Origin of the sequence: Aeromonas media (genome assembly GCF_020423125.1) — a bacterium.
GTDB lineage: Bacteria > Pseudomonadota > Gammaproteobacteria > Enterobacterales > Aeromonadaceae > Aeromonas > Aeromonas media.
This window is the reverse complement of sequence record NZ_CP075564.1, coordinates 1289197-1304463: the sequence shown is the minus strand read 5'-3', so window position 1 is coordinate 1304463 and position 15267 is coordinate 1289197. Positions and strand designations below refer to the sequence as shown.

At 64.4% G+C, this 15267-nt stretch carries 15 protein-coding genes; 4 read left to right on the top strand and 11 right to left on the bottom strand.

The window, feature by feature from the left end:
- The first annotated feature begins 14 nt into the window (after positions 1–14).
- Positions 15–773, top strand: a complete 759-nt coding sequence (locus KI797_RS06215; RefSeq protein ID WP_218409360.1) for a helix-turn-helix transcriptional regulator — start codon at positions 15–17, stop codon at positions 771–773.
- A gap of 113 nt (positions 774–886) precedes the next feature.
- Positions 887–1897, top strand: coding sequence for a 6-phosphogluconolactonase (gene pgl / locus KI797_RS06210; protein WP_182788251.1), 1011 nt, complete (start codon positions 887–889; stop codon positions 1895–1897).
- A gap of 72 nt (positions 1898–1969) precedes the next feature.
- Here pgl and KI797_RS06205 read toward each other — a convergent pair whose 3' ends face one another.
- From KI797_RS06205 to KI797_RS06190, 4 genes are all read right to left on the bottom strand, one after another.
- Entirely contained in the window at positions 1970–2536 is a 567-nt protein-coding gene (locus KI797_RS06205; protein WP_042650687.1) for a lipid-binding SYLF domain-containing protein, read from the bottom strand.
- Between the two features lie 246 nt (positions 2537–2782).
- On the bottom strand, positions 2783–3523 hold the full coding sequence (locus KI797_RS06200; protein WP_226172040.1) for a dienelactone hydrolase family protein: 741 nt from the start codon (positions 3521–3523) through the stop codon (positions 2783–2785).
- Between the two features lie 270 nt (positions 3524–3793).
- Positions 3794–5032: a uracil-xanthine permease family protein gene (locus KI797_RS06195; RefSeq protein ID WP_041205344.1), complete on the bottom strand. Its 1239-nt coding sequence runs from the start codon at positions 5030–5032 to the stop codon at positions 3794–3796.
- A gap of 381 nt (positions 5033–5413) precedes the next feature.
- Positions 5414–7123: an NAD-dependent malic enzyme gene (locus KI797_RS06190; protein ID WP_226172038.1), complete on the bottom strand. Its 1710-nt coding sequence runs from the start codon at positions 7121–7123 to the stop codon at positions 5414–5416.
- A gap of 269 nt (positions 7124–7392) precedes the next feature.
- Between KI797_RS06190 and mobA the strand changes: the two genes are divergently transcribed.
- Together mobA and mobB are read left to right on the top strand one after the other, a co-directional pair.
- Positions 7393–8007, top strand: a complete 615-nt coding sequence (gene mobA / locus KI797_RS06185) for a molybdenum cofactor guanylyltransferase MobA (protein WP_226172036.1) — start codon at positions 7393–7395, stop codon at positions 8005–8007.
- Positions 8004–8756 carry a molybdopterin-guanine dinucleotide biosynthesis protein B gene (gene mobB / locus KI797_RS21195; RefSeq protein WP_226172034.1) on the top strand — a complete coding sequence of 251 codons (753 nt, stop codon included), beginning with the start codon at positions 8004–8006 and terminating at the stop codon, positions 8754–8756. The genes mobA and mobB overlap by 4 nt, the downstream gene beginning before the upstream one ends.
- 239 nt (positions 8757–8995) lie before the next feature.
- On the opposite strand, the gene KI797_RS06175 is transcribed toward mobB, so the two are convergent.
- The 7 genes from KI797_RS06175 to bufB form a co-directional block, all read right to left on the bottom strand.
- Positions 8996–10369, bottom strand: a complete 1374-nt coding sequence (locus KI797_RS06175; RefSeq protein WP_182788244.1) for an HD-GYP domain-containing protein — start codon at positions 10367–10369, stop codon at positions 8996–8998.
- A gap of 87 nt (positions 10370–10456) precedes the next feature.
- On the bottom strand, positions 10457–11014 hold the full coding sequence (locus KI797_RS06170) for a DUF3332 domain-containing protein (RefSeq protein ID WP_226172031.1): 558 nt from the start codon (positions 11012–11014) through the stop codon (positions 10457–10459).
- A gap of 161 nt (positions 11015–11175) precedes the next feature.
- Positions 11176–12471 (bottom strand): methyl-accepting chemotaxis protein, encoded by a 1296-nt coding sequence (locus KI797_RS21080; RefSeq protein WP_182788241.1) that lies wholly within the window; start codon positions 12469–12471, stop codon positions 11176–11178.
- 192 nt (positions 12472–12663) lie between these two features.
- Positions 12664–13128: a GNAT family N-acetyltransferase gene (locus KI797_RS06160; RefSeq protein WP_182788239.1), complete on the bottom strand. Its 465-nt coding sequence runs from the start codon at positions 13126–13128 to the stop codon at positions 12664–12666.
- Positions 13129–13215: 87 nt separating this feature from the next.
- Positions 13216–13671 carry a DoxX family protein gene (locus tag KI797_RS06155; RefSeq protein ID WP_226172028.1) on the bottom strand — a complete coding sequence of 152 codons (456 nt, stop codon included), beginning with the start codon at positions 13669–13671 and terminating at the stop codon, positions 13216–13218.
- Positions 13668–14420 (bottom strand): HvfC/BufC N-terminal domain-containing protein, encoded by a 753-nt coding sequence (locus tag KI797_RS06150; RefSeq protein ID WP_226172025.1) that lies wholly within the window; start codon positions 14418–14420, stop codon positions 13668–13670. Before KI797_RS06150 ends, KI797_RS06155 begins: the two co-directional genes overlap by 4 nt.
- Positions 14413–15255: an MNIO family bufferin maturase gene (gene bufB / locus KI797_RS06145; RefSeq protein ID WP_226172023.1), complete on the bottom strand. Its 843-nt coding sequence runs from the start codon at positions 15253–15255 to the stop codon at positions 14413–14415. Before bufB ends, KI797_RS06150 begins: the two co-directional genes overlap by 8 nt.
- Between the last annotated feature and the right edge of the window lie 12 nt (positions 15256–15267).

Here is a 15267-nt window from a genome sequence, read left to right as displayed (position 1 = left end):
GAACTGGAAGGAACATGAGTAACAAGCTGATCCCTATCGTCGAGCAGGGGCTCTGCCATCAACTGCTGGCGCGCAATGACATCTATTTCATCAGCTTCGATGAGCAGGAGCAGGTGGTGGCATCCAGCTATCCGGTGGATACCCTGACCCTCAATCGGCTAGACGATCTGGTGTTCCTGGTAGGTCCCGACTACCTGAAGGCCATACGCCAGCGGATCCGGGGCAACCTGCCCACCTTGCATTTCGAGATCCTCAATCTTGCCTTCGAGCTCTTCGCCCATGACGGACCGGACGGCACCCGCATCTGGTGCCTGCAGATCAAGCCGAGCGAGAGCCAGGACGCCTCAGGCATAGAGCAGGATCACCGGCTCATCAACGAACTCGGTCACTCCCTGGCCGCACTCAGCGACAGCCAGGGAGCGGCGCCCGGTGAGCAGCATCAGCAGCTGATCGCCCGCCACCTGCCCGAAGTGGAGCAAAAACTTACCCAAATTCAAGATCCGGCCCTCAAGATGTGCCTGGAGCTGATCCGCGCCAGCATGGAGAAGAGCCTGCAGGCCGACGGCAACCAACGCCTGCTGGAGGTGTTGACCCCCTCGGAGATGCAGGTGGCCGAGTTCATTCGCAGCGGCATGTCCAGCCAGGAGATCGCCAGTGCCCTCAATGTGGCGCGCAAAACGGTGGAGAATCATCGCAACAGCGTGCGCATCAAGCTGGGGCTGGCCAATCGCGGCGTCAATCTGCGCAACTACCTGCTGAGCCTGGAAAAATAACCCGTCCCACAACAAAGACAGGGCCGGCCAATTACGACGATACCCTGCACAACTACTTGTCTGGCCTGGAACAATCATCCGATGATGAGCGCCAGAGCATGAAGGAGATCACAATGCAGCAAGTCGTTTATGTCGCCAACCCGGTGAGCGGGTTGATCCATGTGTTTCGACTCGAGGACGGCGAGCTGGTCCCGCTGCAGGAAGTCCTGACCGGCGGCGAGGTGCAGCCCCTGGTCATCAGCCCGGACCAGCGCTGGCTCTATGCCGGAGTACGCCCCGACTTTCGGGTGCTGAGCTACCCCATCAGCGCGGATGGCAAGCTCGGGGCGCCCTCCTCGGCCCCGCTCGCGGGCAGCGCCTCCCACACCTGCACCGATGGGACGGGGCGCTTCTTCTTTGCCGCCTCCTACGCCTTCGACCACGTCAGCGTGTCGCCCATGGATGACGGGGGCCGGGTGCTGGCACCCCACCTGCGCATCGACCGGCTGATGGCCGCCCACTCGGTGACCTGGCTGGCGGGGCAAAACGGGGAGCAGGAGCTGCTGGTCGCCTGCCTCAAGGAGGACGTCATCCGCCGCTTCACCCTGGGAGAGTATGGCCACCTGAGCCCCCATCCCCTGGGCGACATCCACACCGCCCCCGGCGCCGGGCCCCGTCACCTGACCCTGCACCCGACCAACGGGGAGCTCTACTGTCTCAATGAGCTCGACTGTACCCTCAACCGCTACCACAGGGAGGCGGACGGTCGCATCAGCACGCGGGAGAGCCTGGACATGCTACCCGAGGGTTATCAGGGAAAGCGTTGGGGAGCAGATCTGCACCTGACCCCGGACGGCCGTTTCCTCTTTACCAGCGAACGGACCAGCAGCCTGCTGACCCTGTTTGGTGTTGATCAGGAGGACGGTGCCCTGACCCCGCTTGACCACTTCCCGACCGAATCCTGCCCCCGTGGCTTTGCCATCGACCACAGCGGCCACTATCTGATCGCCACCGGGCAGCGCTCCCGCAGCGTGGCCGTACACCGCATCGCGGCGCAGACGGGCGAGCTCAGCCTCTCCTCCCGCCACCCCGTGGGGGAAGGGGCCATGTGGGTGAGGGTGCTGAGGCTGGACAAGCCCGCCTAGCAGGCCTCAAGGCTGCAGAAATGCGCGCGGCGCTCTGATGAGCGCCGCGCAGTGACAAGCTGTGGTTGGAGGTTATCTGGTGCCGTTGAGTTCATCATCCGGCCAGTACTTGTAACCCTGCATGGTGGCCTGCGCCGCCAGCCCCTGCTCGGTGAGCTGGTACATCTTCACCTTCTGGAAGTCGGCGTTGGCCGCCTCGCTGACCACCACCTTGCCATCCTCCGCCGATTTGGCGGCCAGATCCGCCTGGGCACTGGCATCGAAGCCCGTGGTGATGAAGCGATCCAGCGCGGCGGCGTCGTTGAAGATGATCACGGCCTGGAACTTCTTGATCCCCATGCCGATCCCCATCCCGGCGGTCGCCATCTTCATGTAGGTGTCACGACCGGTGCGGTTGTCACGAAGCACCCCATAGCCACTGCCGGCGCTCAGTACCAGCAGGTTGTTGTTCACATTGGTGAAGACGGCATACCCCTTGGATCTTGCCACCTCCTGTCTGGTACCCCCATCCTGCCCATACAGGGTGGAGAGGGTCTGCTGGCGCATCTGTTGAATGTGGCTGCGCTGCTCGGCGGGGGTATCGCCCTTGGCACAGCCAACCAACAGCAGAACGGCCAGAATATGAGTCCATAGACGCATGTCATTACTCCTTCGTATCTCATGTGCGGGGGCTGACGGGCCCTCTGCCGATCCAGAATCGAGTCAGGACTATCCCGGTGACCCGTTATTTGTGTTCAACATCCGGAGCATGGCTCTGGCCAGATGCAAGTCTCTCATCGCGTCAGTATAACCAGCGCCACTGAACTTCTGCTGACCCGGCCAGCAAGGAGTGGGGCCCCGCGACAGGTGAATGGCATGACCCCTTGCCTGCCGCCGCTCACCGCCCTACCCCTTGGTCACCTCGCCGAGAAACTCGGTGAAGCGCCGCCAGGACTTGGCATCGGCATCGCTGCGGTAATTGTCCGAGCCAAAGACGCTGAAGGCATGGGGGGCGCCGCTATAGCTGGTCGCCTCATGTTTCACCCCGGCGCTCTCCAGCTCGGTGATGAGGGCCGCGAACTGACCCAGCGACACCGCCTGATCCGCACTGCCATGCTGGATCAGCAAGCTGGTCCGGGTCTGCTTATAGTCCTGTCCGGCCGGGGTCTCCAGCCCCCCATGCACGCTGACGACCCCCTTGAGGCTGGCGCCGCTGCGGGCCAGCTCCAGCACGGCGGCGCCGCCAAAGCAGTAGCCGAGCGCCACCGCATTGTCGAGCCGCCCTCCCTGTTTGCCCGCCTCGGCGAGCCCTGCCTGCAACAGCTTGCGCATCTTGGCCCTGTCCTGATAAAGCGCCCCGGTCAGCTTCTTCTTCTCCTCCATGGCGGTCGGCCTGATCCCTGCACCGAACAAGTCCACCGCGAACACACTGTAACCGAGCGCCACCAGCATCTCGGCCCGCTTGATCTCGTAGTCGTTGAGCCCGTCCCAGTCATGAACCAGCACCACCAGGGGCGCCTGTTTGTCGGCGGCGGCCAGGTAATAGCCCTCGAAGGGTTGACCATCGACCTGGTAGCGCACCGCACCGGCCTGGGCCGCGCCCCCCCAGATGAGCCCAAGCAGGGCCAGGATCCATCTCGTCTTCATGTTCGTCTCCTTGACTGTGAACAACGTCCCTGATTGTAGACGCCAGGCCGAGCCACGATGAGTCAAGGCCCTCCGACCGGGAGCGACAAAAGCAAGAGGCCACCCTGGGGTGGCCTCTTGGCATTGCAGTGGCTGGCGGGTCGTCACTCAGTCCTTGGCCGACGCCATCACACCCTCTTCGGAGTGCCGGGGCAGAATGAGGTTCAGCAGGAAAGAGAGAGGCCACCCTGGGGTGGCCTCTTGGCATGGCAGTGGCTGACGGGTCGTCATTCAGTCCTTGGCAGACTCCATCGCGCCCTCTTCGGAGTGCTGGGGCAGAATGAGGTTCAGCAGGATCGCGGCCACCGAGGCCAGGCCGACACCGGCCAGGGCGAAGTCACCTATCTTCATCTCCAGCGCACCGACCCCTACTGTCAGGGTCACGGCCACGATGGCGATGTTGCGGGACAGCCCCAGATCCACCTTGGACTCCACCAGGGTCTTGAGACCGATGGCGGCGATGGATCCGAACAGCAGCAGCATGATGCCACCCATCACCGGCATGGGGATGGAGGTGAGCAGGGCGTTGAACTTGCCAAAGAAGGCCAGAATGATGGCGAACACCGCGGCCCAGGTCATGGTGACCGGGTTGAAGTTGCGGGTGATCATCACGGCGCCGGTCACTTCTGCATAGGTGGTGACGGGAGGGCCACCGATGAAACCGGCGAAGCAGACGCCGATGCCGTCACCGGCCAGGGTGCGGTGCAGGCCCGGGTTCTTGGTGTAGTCCTGCCCGGTCACACCGCCGATGGCCAGTACGCCACCGATGTGCTCGATGCAGGGGGCGATGGCCACTGGCAGCATGAAGAGGGCGGCAGCCCAGTTGATCTCGGGGGTCTCGAAGTGGGGCAGCGCCAGCCAGGGGGCATTGACCATGCCCTCGAAACTCACCTGACCCATCAGCACCGCGGCCACATAACCGGCGATGACGCCGGAGAGGATGGGGATGAGCTTGATCCACCCCTTGCAGAACACGGCCGCAATCAGCGTGACAGCGAGCGAGATCCCCGCCAGCGTCAGCGCGGTGGCAGGGGCCACCACCTGCTCGGCTCCGGCACGGCCCATGGCCATGTTGCAGGCCACCTGGGCCACCGACAGGCCGATCACCATGATCACCGGACCAATCACCACGGGGGGCAGCAGCTTGTGCACGAAACCCATGCCCCGCACGCGAATGAGGGCCGCCAGGATGAAGTACATGAAGCCGGCGGCAAACAGACCGAACATGGTGGAGGGCAGGCCCCAGGTCTGGGTGGCATAGATGATGGGGGCGATGAAGGCGAAGCTGGAGCCGAGGAAGATCGGCACCTGGCGACGGGTGCAGAGCTGGAACAACAGGGTGCCTACACCGGCGCCAAGCAGGGCCATGGAGGGGTTCAATCCGGTGAGCAGGGGCACCAGAACCATGGCACCGAAGGCGACAAACAGAATTTGCAGCCCGGCGACACTTTGCTTGACCAAGGAAAACATGGGTATCCTTAATTTTTTGATAACTGACAGGGATAATTGACACTTTTCAGTTATCACAAGACTTTTTCAAGGCATGAAATGAGCCTGTTGGCGTCATTTGTTACCTTTTACTGCTTGGGGAGGGCATGAAACTGGCTTTTTAGGCGGGATTCGTTGCTACAAGCATCGAGTATGCGATTTTACGCACTTTTGTGGCCGACGCCAATCGTTTTTCTGGCCGGGTGTGATGACAAGGTTTTCAGCCCGGGCCATCACCCAGCGCCTGCGTCGGGAGCTGGGCTCAAAAAAGTGCGGCATCCACCGACCATGGTCCCGCTGTGGTCGGTGGACACAAAAAAACGGGGTGGCTGGCGCCACCCCGTCGAGTTTTTCGACACCCCGTCAGACCCGGCGGTAGGGCAGATAGACCGGCTCCCACATGTGGCTCAGGAGGTGCTGCTGCAGATCCTGGCCGATGAGCGGGTGGGAAGGATCCTTGCGCACTATGTCTTTGAGTACGGCGGTCGCCACGTGTACCGAGATGCTGCGCAGCTCGCTGATCCTCGGGTAGACGGTGCCGCGAGCGAGATCCGCCTCATCCACGCACTCCGCCAACGCGAAGGCCGCGGTGGTGAAGATATCCGGGCTTATCTCGCGGATCTGGCTGACGATGGCGGCCAGCCCCACACCGGGGAAGATGAAGACGTTGTTGCCCTGCCCGACACGGTAGCGCTGCCCCTCGAACTCCACGTCCTTGAACGGGCTGCCGGTGGCGACGATGGCGCGGCCCTGGCTCCAGCGATAGATGTCTTCCGGCAGCGCCTCGCAGTTGGCGGTGGGGTTGGAGAGGGGGAACACCATGGGGCGCTCGCAGTGGGCCAGCATCAGCTGGATGTGCTCTTCCTGGAAGGCGCCACCGGCCCCGCTGGTGCCAAGCAGCACGCTGATGGGCACGTGACGCAGCACCTCGGTCAGCCCGGCCTTGCCCTGCAGATCCCACTGGGCCAGCAGCAGGCCCGGTTTGGCGTAGCGGCGCTTGTATTCGTCCAGCCCCTCGCGGTTGTCGCACACCAGCCCCTGAGTATCCAGGATGTAGATGCGATCCCGGGCCGCCTGCGGGTCAAGCCCCTCGCGGATCATCCCTGCGCAGATCTGATCCGCCACCCCGACCCCGCCGGCCCCGGCGCCATAGACCAGGTAGTTCTGCTGGCCCAGGGTCTCGCCCTTGGACTTGACGGCGCCGATGATGCCCGCCAGCACCACGGCTCCGGTGCCCTGGATGTCGTCGTTGAACGAGGGCAGCGTCTGCTGGTAGCGCGACAGATTGTTGAAGGCGTTGGACTTGCTGAAGTCCTCCCACTGCAGCACGGCGTTGGGGAAGTGGCGCTTGACCCCGGCCACGAACTTGTCGATGAAGTCGTCGTACTCCTTGCCGCGAATGCGCTTGTGGGGCTGACCCAGGTACATGGGGTCGTCCAGCAGCGCCTGATTGTCGGTACCCACGTCCAGCGCGATGGGCAGGCAGCAGGCCGGATGGATGCCGGCCCCCAGGGTATAGAGGGAGAGCTTGCCGATGGGAATGCCCATGCCCCCCACCCCCTGATCGCCGATGCCGAGGATCCCCTGGCTGTCGGTCACCACTATGATGCGTACCGCCTTGGCGTCCATGTGCCGCGCCAGCGAACCCATGTCATCGACGTTCTTCGGGGTGATGTAGAGGCCGCGCGGCTTCTGGAAGCGGTGGCTGAACTCCTGGCACGCCTTGCCCACGGTCGGGGTATAGATGTAGGGGGTCATCTCCTCCACGTGACGCGACAGCAGGGCGTAGAACAGGGTCTCGTTGCGATCCTGCAATGCCCGCAGGTTCTGGTACTTCTCGATATCGCTGCAGGCGCTCAGGAAGCCCTGATAGACCCTGTCCAGCTGGGCTTCGAAGGTCTGTACCTGGGGCGGCAACAGGCCGTCGAGCTCGAAATCGGCGCGCTCCTGTTCGGTGAAGGCGGTGCCCTTGTTGAGATTGCGATCGTTGAGCAGATCGGTGCCTGTCAGTGCAACGGGGCGAAAGTCCTCTCCCTGTACGTCTTTCCACAGCAGATATTGTCCGGTAGCCATAGTCATTCTCTTTGATTTACATGAAGTTGCCATTCGGCAGGAGAGCAAGACTCAGATTACCTGGGATCATATGACGTTTGGGGATTCGGTTTTGTGAGCTTGGGCATACCCTGCGGCCAAAGCCCCCTCTCCTGCCTGGCTCATGGCCGCCGGGCTTGCCCCAGCGAGGCGCTTGGCGCAAGATCGGCGGACACTCGATGCCGTGATCGCCTTTGCAACAGCAGACCCTTGATGCGCGGCATGCCACCCCTATCGATCTCTGGAGCCCCATGAGCCGCAGCGACCCCACCTTCCCCGTCTCCGCCGTGATCCTGGCCGGCGGCCGAGCCACCCGCATGGGGGGCGACGACAAGGGCTGGGTGCCCCTGGCGGGCCAGCCCCTGGTAGTCCATGTGCTGGAGCGCCTGCGCCCCCAAGTAGACGAGGTGCTGATCAACGCCAACCGCAGTGAGGATCGCTACCGGGCGCTTGCCCCCGTCATCGGCGACGCACAGGCCGATTTTCAGGGGCCGCTGGCGGGCATGCAGGCTGGCCTTGCCGCCGCCCGCCACGACTGGGTGCTGTTTGTCCCCTGTGACGGGCCCGCCCTGCCACGGGATCTGATGGCCCGCTTTCGCGCCGCCCTGACGCCGCAGACCGAACTGGTGGTGGCCCACGACGGGGAGCACCTGCAACCCGTGGTCGCCTTGCTGCACCGCAGCCTGCTGCCCTCACTGCAACGGGCGCTGGCAGAGGGAGAGCGCAAGACCGGGGCCTGGTTTGCCCGCCACCGGATGACGGTGGTGCCCTTTGCCGATGCGCCGGATGCCTTCATCAATCTCAACAGCCCGGCCGAGCTCGCCGCCTACGAGGCGAGGCTGCTGGCGGGCGGAGACACGCCATGAGTCCCCTCCCCCTGCTCGGCTTCGTCGCCTGGAGCGGTACCGGCAAGACCACCTTGCTGGAGCGGCTCATCCCCCTGCTCGGTCAGCGTGGCCTGCGGCTCGGGGTGCTCAAGCATACCCATCACGACTTCGACATGGACAAGCCCGGCAAGGACAGCCATCGCCTGCGCCAGGCGGGAGCCCGGCAGGTGATGGCGGCCTCCGACCGGCGCCACGCCCTGATCTGCGAGACCCCGGAGGGCGAGCCCCCCCTGGAGGCGCTGCTGGCACGTTTCGACCGGAACCAGCTCGATCTGCTGCTGATCGAGGGGTTCAAGCATCGCCATTTTCCCAAGATTGAGCTGCACCGCGGCGCCATCGGCCGGCCGCTGCTGTTTCCGGATGACCCGGACATCGTCGCCCTCATCAGCGATCGGCCTCAGGCCACGACGCTGCCCCAGTTTCGTTTCGAGGATCTGGATGCCATCGCCGACTTCATTTGTGCCCGGCTGCCCATCCGGGACGCCCAGCCCCCTCTCCCGCCGCTGCGCCTGCTCGCCCGCGCCCAGGAGGCTATCCCCAATCCGGCGGGGGAGACCTGCCTGCCCGGCTACCTCAGCCAGGATGCCGACGGCTGCTTGCTGGTCCGTCCGGCCAGTGCTGTCATGCCCTCTACCCTGCCTGCGGCCAACTGCCTGATCGAATGCGCCACCAACTCGGCCATTGCCCCCGGCGAGCGGGTCCGGATCCGCCTCTTGTCGGGGGAGTAACAGTCGCTGCGGCCTCCCACACAAGAAGTTCGACCCGACATGAGATGGTGCCGCCCGAACACAGCGCTCGCCCGCGTCACTCTGCCGAGCTAAAGCCATCAGTAGCTGCTCGCCAGCCTGTCCCCTGCTTGGGCTGGTAATACTCCCCCCTCAGCCAGCGCTCCAAAACAACACACCCCGCAATGCGGGGTGTGTCTGTCTTTGCATCTGGCCGCTTGGCCATGACGGGGCTAAAGGCCTTAACCGGCCTGCGCCAGCGGCTGCTCGGGACTGAGGTAGATGGAAAAATCCCGGATCCCCGCCTGCAGGGCGGCGAAACAGTCGGGATCGATGGCGGTGCCCAGATGCTCGGCCATCATCTCCAGCGCCTGGGGCACCGGGATGGCCCCGCGATAGGGACGCTTGGCGGTAATGGCATCGAAGATGTCGGCAGTGGTGATGATGCGCGTCTCGAGCGCGATGTCCGCAGCGCTGAGCCCCTTTGGATACCCCTTGCCATCCAGGCGTTCATGATGGGCCCCCGCCACTTGCGCCAGCTCCTCGAAGGCGCCAATCCGGCTCAGGATCTCCTCGGTATAGGCGGCATGCATCTGCACCGCGGCCCACTCCTGCGCATTGAGCTTGTCCGGTTTGTCGAGAATGGCGTTGCTCACCCCAAGCTTGCCCACGTCATGGAGCAGGGCACCCCGTTTGAGCCATCGCCGCCTCGATTCAGACAGCCCCATCTGAGCGGCAATGATGTCGGTATAGAGCGCGACCCTGCCGCTGTGGCCCGCGGTGTATGGACTCTTGGAGTCCACCACCTGACCGAAGGCCGCCGCTATCTCGTCCAGATAATCCTCATCCAGCGCTACCTCCCCCTGACCGGCCGGGTGGTCGAAGACCCACTCGGTCAGCCTGGGGTCGGTCAGCCCTTGCCAGAAATCGTCGTCGGCAAGCGCTTCAAATTCGCTGACCAGGGCGGGATCAAACCAGCTGCCGCTGCGCTCGCGCAGCTCCCTGAGCGCAGCATCCGGCCCTGCGGCGGCGTGAAACACATCGACCACCTGGCAGAGCAGGGCAATGCGGGAGAAGAGAGGGATCCTCTCGCCAGCCAGTTGCAGTGGCCGCCCCTTGCCGTTCCAGTGTTCATCGAGGGAGAGAATGCCTGCGGCCACCTCGTCACTGAAGCGCAGCTGGCGAGCGATGTCCGCCCCCCGATGACAGCGGGTCTGGATAAGTTCGTTGGCTATCTGATCGCCGTTGCGAAAGATATGGAACAGGCTGCGAAAGCGCCCCAGCAGGTCCGTCTGCAAGCCGGTGTGACCCAACACGAAGTTGACCACCTCGGAGAGGGAGCCATCCACCAGCTTGAAGTCGCGCTTGAAGTGAAGATCGTCGGTGAGGTAGAGCTCGCAGATACGGGCGGCATTGCTGCTGCAACCCAGATCCTTGAGCAGGAGCGTGTAGTAGAGATCGTGGCGTTGCCGGGCATCCAGTCCCAGCCGCTCCCCCAGACGAGAACCTATCCAGCAACAGCGGATGCAGTGCCCTCTGGGTTGACCCTCCGTCATGTCCAGAGCATGACTAAGGGAACCAATCAACTCTGCCAATCGCAAACCCCTCACCGTCATAACCTGCTTCCTTGGACGTCATGGCGATCTTGCCAGCAGCTTATGTATACCCTTTCCAGAGAAGAAAAGATCAGGATCCTGAGGAACTTAAACGTCAGCCTTGCCTGAGCTTGCCGTTTCGTCCAACTGCTGGCGGGTCAGGGTCGAGACCAGCTTGTCGTCCAGATAGATCTCCAGCAGTTCGCCGCGCATCTCCCCCCGCATCATGTCGCGATGGCCGTCGATGTAGTGGATCTCCATCTGGGCCGTGCGCTCGTCGGGGTAGCTCACCTTCACCTCGCGCACCCCTTGCGGCAGCATGGCGAGCGGCACCTTGTTGAGGGCCGGATCCAGATGCTGGTTGACCTTGATCACCGCATCGGCCTTGTGATCCACCAGCGCCGGGGACTTGCCGGTGATCGGGTTCTTGCCAGACCAGAATTCGATGGTGTTGAACACGAACAGATCCGCCGTCGCCGCCAGACCATAGACGGGGGAGAGCAGGACGAAGACACCGGCACGACCGTAGCGATTGTCCACCACGCTGAGGTTGCCCTTGGTCACCATGGAGGAGAGGCCCATCTGCCCCATGCAACCGCCGAGCCCCATGCTCGCCACCGTCCCCAGCAGCAGGGCCAGGGCCCTGCCTTTCTGTCGTACTGCCATTGTTCTCTACCTGCTCATTGAAAAAAGAGGCGGCAGCCTAAACAAGGCGGCGGGGCGCCACAATTCACAAGGGCGGGGTCGTACAGCCAGGGTTCAGCTTGAGTGCTCGTTCGCTCACTCTTTTGGCGATCTCGCCAGACGGTGTCGTCAGGGACGACGACTCAGATGGAGAGTGCCGAGACCGTCTGCGAAACCCGGCTCGCCTCCCGGTGGATGTCGCTCATCAGCTTGTCCACCTCGCTGATTTGCTGCTTGCCGAGTTCGGCGCTGCCCGCCACCCCGGCCATGTCGTCGGTCACCCTGGCGGTCAGCTCGCGGTTCTTCTGCACCACCTTGGCTATCTCGCCGGTGGAGAGGGAAGTGCGAGCCGCCAGTTGACGCACCTCGTCGGCCACCACCGCAAAGCCCCGTCCCTGCTCCCCCGCCCGCGCCGCCTCGATGGCCGCGTTGAGGGCCAGCAGGTTGGTCTGATCGGCGATGGCGCTGATGGTCGAGACGATGGCCTCGATACTCCTGGACTGCTCGTTGAGCTGACCGATGAGGGCGATGGCCGCATCCACCTGGGCGGCGATGAGGGAAGAGGTATCGACCACGGCGCGCAGCAGCTCGGCCCCGGCCTCGGCGCTGCCAAGGGTCTCCTGCGCCGTGCTGTGGGCGAGCCGGGCCGCTTCCCGGGTAGCATTGTTCTGCTCGATGCGGGCCGTGATGTCGCTGGCAAACTTGACGACCCTGACCACCTTGCCGCGCTGGTCCCGGATCGGGTTGTAGGTGGCCTCCAGCCAGACGGGCTCTCCCCGGCTGTTGTGGCGCATGAAAAGGCCTGACTTGAACTGGCCACGGGCCAGCTCCTCCCAGAATGTGGGCTGCTCGCGCAGGAAGGCCTCGTCACAGAACATCCTGTGATGCTTGCCCGCCAGCTCGCTCAGGCGATAGCCCATGGTGTCGAGGAAGTTGGCGTTGGCGCTGATGATCTCGCCGTTCGGGGTGAACTCTATCATGGCCCGGGAGCGGTCCAGCGCCTGGGACAGCGCCTCCAGGTGTTGCAGCCGCTGATGTCGGGCCGTCACATCGCTGGCCATCTTCACTACCCGGGTCACCCTGCCCTGGGTCTTCACCGGGAAATAGCTCGCCTCGAGCCAGCGGGTCTCCCCCTGCCGGTTGACCCGCTCGAAGGTGCCGGACTGCGCCTCCCCCTGGGCGAGGCGGCGCCAGAACTGCTGATAGTCGGTGGAGCCGGTCCAGCCTTCGGGGCAGAGCAGGCGGTGGTGGTGCCCTAGCAGCTCGCTCGCGCCATACCCCATCAGGCTCAGGAAGGGCTCGCTGACCTCCAGGATCTCCCCGTCCGGGCTGAAGATGATGGTCGCGGCGCCGTCCTTGATCGCCTCGACGACACTCTGCTGCTCATCGAGCCGGGTCTGACAGGCCAGCAACTGCGCCTTGAGTTTGTGATTGAACATGACACTCCTACCTCGTTGACGATCCGGATCGGCACCACAGCCTGACCCCACTGACTGTATCGGCCCCACCAACCTCGATATGAGTGGTCAGATGACGTTGGATCATGGGGGCGCGCAGTGCAGAGAAAAGCGACTAGGCCGCCAAGGGCTGCCAATACGTAGCAGAATCCTCTCCGGATCACTGCGCCTCGATCAGCGCGCCGGGCACCACTCCAGGCAGGCCGGATTGGCCACGAAACCGATCCGCTCGTAGAGCGGGCGTCCCTCGTCGCTGGCGTGCAGCCACAGCTTGCCGAGTTGCTGTTCCCGGGCATGGCGCGCCATGGCATCGAGCAAGGCGCTCGCCATGCCCCGCTTGCGCCAGGCAGGCCGGGTGTACATGTTGAGCAGATAGGCCTCGCGCCCCGCCAGGTTGCCCGGATAGGGTGGTCGCACGAAGAGGGCCAGCGTGCCGCACGCCACCGCCTCGCCCTCGACCTCCACCAGCCAAGAACGGGCGCTGCCATCCGCCTGCGCCGCGCTGAAATAGGCCTGGGTCGCCTGCCACAGCGCCGCATCCGCCAGCGGGTCATCAAGCTCCCCCACCTCGCAAAACAGCGCCATGCGCAGCCGCACCAGGGCGGGAACATCGGCAGCCAGGGCCTCGCGAACCATCATCTCTTTCTCCTTGGGTGGCATGACGGGGCTCTTTGCCCCCTGTCACCATGACAAGAGGGGCCAACCATCACTCATTTGGCACCCACGTTAATGGCCGCGACGCCCCCTGGCAAGTCGCCAGCTGTCCAGCGCCAGGGGGCCTGCGCCCCACACCGCCAGGGTCAGCAACATCCAGCCCCACAGCTGGTGATCGTGAAAGCCCCCCGCCCACAGGGCCGGGTAGGAGATGATCGCCATGGCGTTGAAGCCAAACAGCAGCAAGGCGACCGGGCGGGTGAAGAGGCCCGCCAGCAGGAAGAGCGGCAGCAGCAGCTCGGTCGCGGTGCCCACGTAGGCCGCCCACTGCCAGGGCAACAGGGGCACCTGATACTCGAACTCGAACAGGTAGAGGGTGGAATCCCAGGCCGTGAACTTGAGCCAGCCGGATCGCAGGAAGACGGCGGCGACCCAGAGTCTGGCCAGCAGCAGCAGGGCGCCGCTGCACCAGGGCAGGATGCGTTCGGCAAAGAGGCCAAGCGGCTTGGAGTGAGTCTGTGTTGTCATGGGGCAAGCTCCAGATCGACCAGCAGATCGAGGGTGATGAGGGGGGCAAGGTGCTCGGCCATGGCCGGATCCTGTGCCAGCAGGCTGGCCAGCGGCCTGCCCTGCTGGCAGCCTTGCAGCAGGCGCCAGGGGGTTGCATCCAGAGGAATGGGCTCGACCCTGTGGCCGGGGCGTTTCTTGAGGGCCAGCCAGCAGGGGGCATCCAGCTCGCTGACCGTCTCCCCGCCGTGCAGTGCCATCTGCCAGAGCGCCAGCACAGGATGCTGGCTCTCGAGGAGCAGCAGATCGCAGGCGGGGTGCAGCACCAACCTATCCCACTGGCTCGGGGCGAGGGCGGCGAGCCGCTCGGCGGGCCAGCGCCTCGGCTCTGGCGCCAGCAGGGAAGCGCGCTCCAGCATCCACTCGAAGCGGGCCAGCTCCCCGAGCCAGGGCAGGGCCCCGGTGGTCGGCAGGCGGGTGAGCCAGTCGCCGAAGCCTTCCCCATAGTGCATGACACTCCCCTCCCGCAGGGGCTCGGCCAGCACGAATCCCCGGGCGGCGGCGGCAAAGAACGCCTCCCCCACCATGGCCTTGACGGCGGGATAACTGCTGGCGAGCACCTCGGTGAGGCCGAGGATGACGTTGTTGCGATAGATCTGCAGCACGGCGTCGGCAGGAAAACGCCCCGGCTGGAGGTGCGCCAGGATGGTGTCATCCTCGCCGAGCAGGCCACTGGCGAACCCCTGTTGCAGGCGGGCAAGCTCAGACATGGGCGGCCTCCTGCGAAATCCGCCGCGCCGCGCCGAGGATGGCGTCGGCACGCCCGGCCTCCCCCAGCAGCACCGGCAGCGGGGGAATGTCCTGATCCCACTCGATCAGGGTGGGGATGGCGCGCTGCTGGCAGACCTGCCGATAGAGCTCCCACACGGGGGGCGCCACCGGGGTGCTGTGGGTATCGATATAGAGGTGCCCCTGTGGCAACACCTTGTCGGTAAAACCGGCCAGATGGATCTCCCCGACCGTCTCGAGGTCGATGGCGGCCAGGTAGTCGGCGCAATCCAAGCCGTGATTGACGCTGCTGACATGCAGGTTGTTGAGATCGAGCAAGATGCCGCAGCCGCTGCGCCGCGCCAGCTCGGCCAGAAACTCAGCTTCCCCCATCTCCCCGGGCAGTTGCAGATAGGAGGACGGATTCTCGATGAGCAGTTGCCGGCCCAGCGCCTGCTGTACCCGCTCCACCTTGTCAGTCATGTGCGAGAGGGCCTCACGGGTGTAGGGCATGGGCAGCAGATCGTTGAAATAGCGCCCGTCGATGCTGCCCCAACTCAGGTGCTCGGAGACCCGCACCGGTGAGATGGCCGCCACCAGAGCCGCCAACTGGCGCAGGTGGGCGGGATCGAGCGAGTCGGCAGAGCCGAGCGACATGCCGACCCCGTGCAGGCTGACGGGGTAGTGTGCGGCGAGTTCGGCCAGCACCTCGAAGCCGTTGCTGTGGCGCTCGAAGTAGTTTTCGCTGTGCACCTCGAGCCAGCCGACTGCAGGCAGGGTCTGGCGGATCTCGTCGTAGTGGGGGGGACGTAAACCTATACCGATCAGGGGGTTCATGGCAGGGCTCCC

Bases quoted from the DNA above. Each gene is read 5' to 3' on its own strand.
- KI797_RS06215 (WP_218409360.1), top strand. From the start codon at position 15: ATGAGTAACAAGCTGATCCCTATCGTCGAGCAGGGGCTCTGCCATCAA.
- pgl (WP_182788251.1), top strand. From the start codon at position 887: ATGCAGCAAGTCGTTTATGTCGCCAACCCGGTGAGCGGGTTGATCCAT.
- KI797_RS06205 (WP_042650687.1), bottom strand. From the start codon at position 2,536: ATGCGTCTATGGACTCATATTCTGGCCGTTCTGCTGTTGGTTGGCTGT.
- KI797_RS06200 (WP_226172040.1), bottom strand. From the start codon at position 3,523: ATGAAGACGAGATGGATCCTGGCCCTGCTTGGGCTCATCTGGGGGGGC.
- KI797_RS06195 (WP_041205344.1), bottom strand. From the start codon at position 5,032: ATGTTTTCCTTGGTCAAGCAAAGTGTCGCCGGGCTGCAAATTCTGTTT.
- KI797_RS06190 (WP_226172038.1), bottom strand. From the start codon at position 7,123: ATGGCTACCGGACAATATCTGCTGTGGAAAGACGTACAGGGAGAGGAC.
- mobA (WP_226172036.1), top strand. From the start codon at position 7,393: ATGAGCCGCAGCGACCCCACCTTCCCCGTCTCCGCCGTGATCCTGGCC.
- mobB (WP_226172034.1), top strand. From the start codon at position 8,004: ATGAGTCCCCTCCCCCTGCTCGGCTTCGTCGCCTGGAGCGGTACCGGC.
- KI797_RS06175 (WP_182788244.1), bottom strand. From the start codon at position 10,369: ATGACGGTGAGGGGTTTGCGATTGGCAGAGTTGATTGGTTCCCTTAGT.
- KI797_RS06170 (WP_226172031.1), bottom strand. From the start codon at position 11,014: ATGGCAGTACGACAGAAAGGCAGGGCCCTGGCCCTGCTGCTGGGGACG.
- KI797_RS21080 (WP_182788241.1), bottom strand. From the start codon at position 12,471: ATGTTCAATCACAAACTCAAGGCGCAGTTGCTGGCCTGTCAGACCCGG.
- KI797_RS06160 (WP_182788239.1), bottom strand. From the start codon at position 13,128: ATGATGGTTCGCGAGGCCCTGGCTGCCGATGTTCCCGCCCTGGTGCGG.
- KI797_RS06155 (WP_226172028.1), bottom strand. From the start codon at position 13,671: ATGACAACACAGACTCACTCCAAGCCGCTTGGCCTCTTTGCCGAACGC.
- KI797_RS06150 (WP_226172025.1), bottom strand. From the start codon at position 14,420: ATGTCTGAGCTTGCCCGCCTGCAACAGGGGTTCGCCAGTGGCCTGCTC.
- bufB (WP_226172023.1), bottom strand. From the start codon at position 15,255: ATGAACCCCCTGATCGGTATAGGTTTACGTCCCCCCCACTACGACGAG.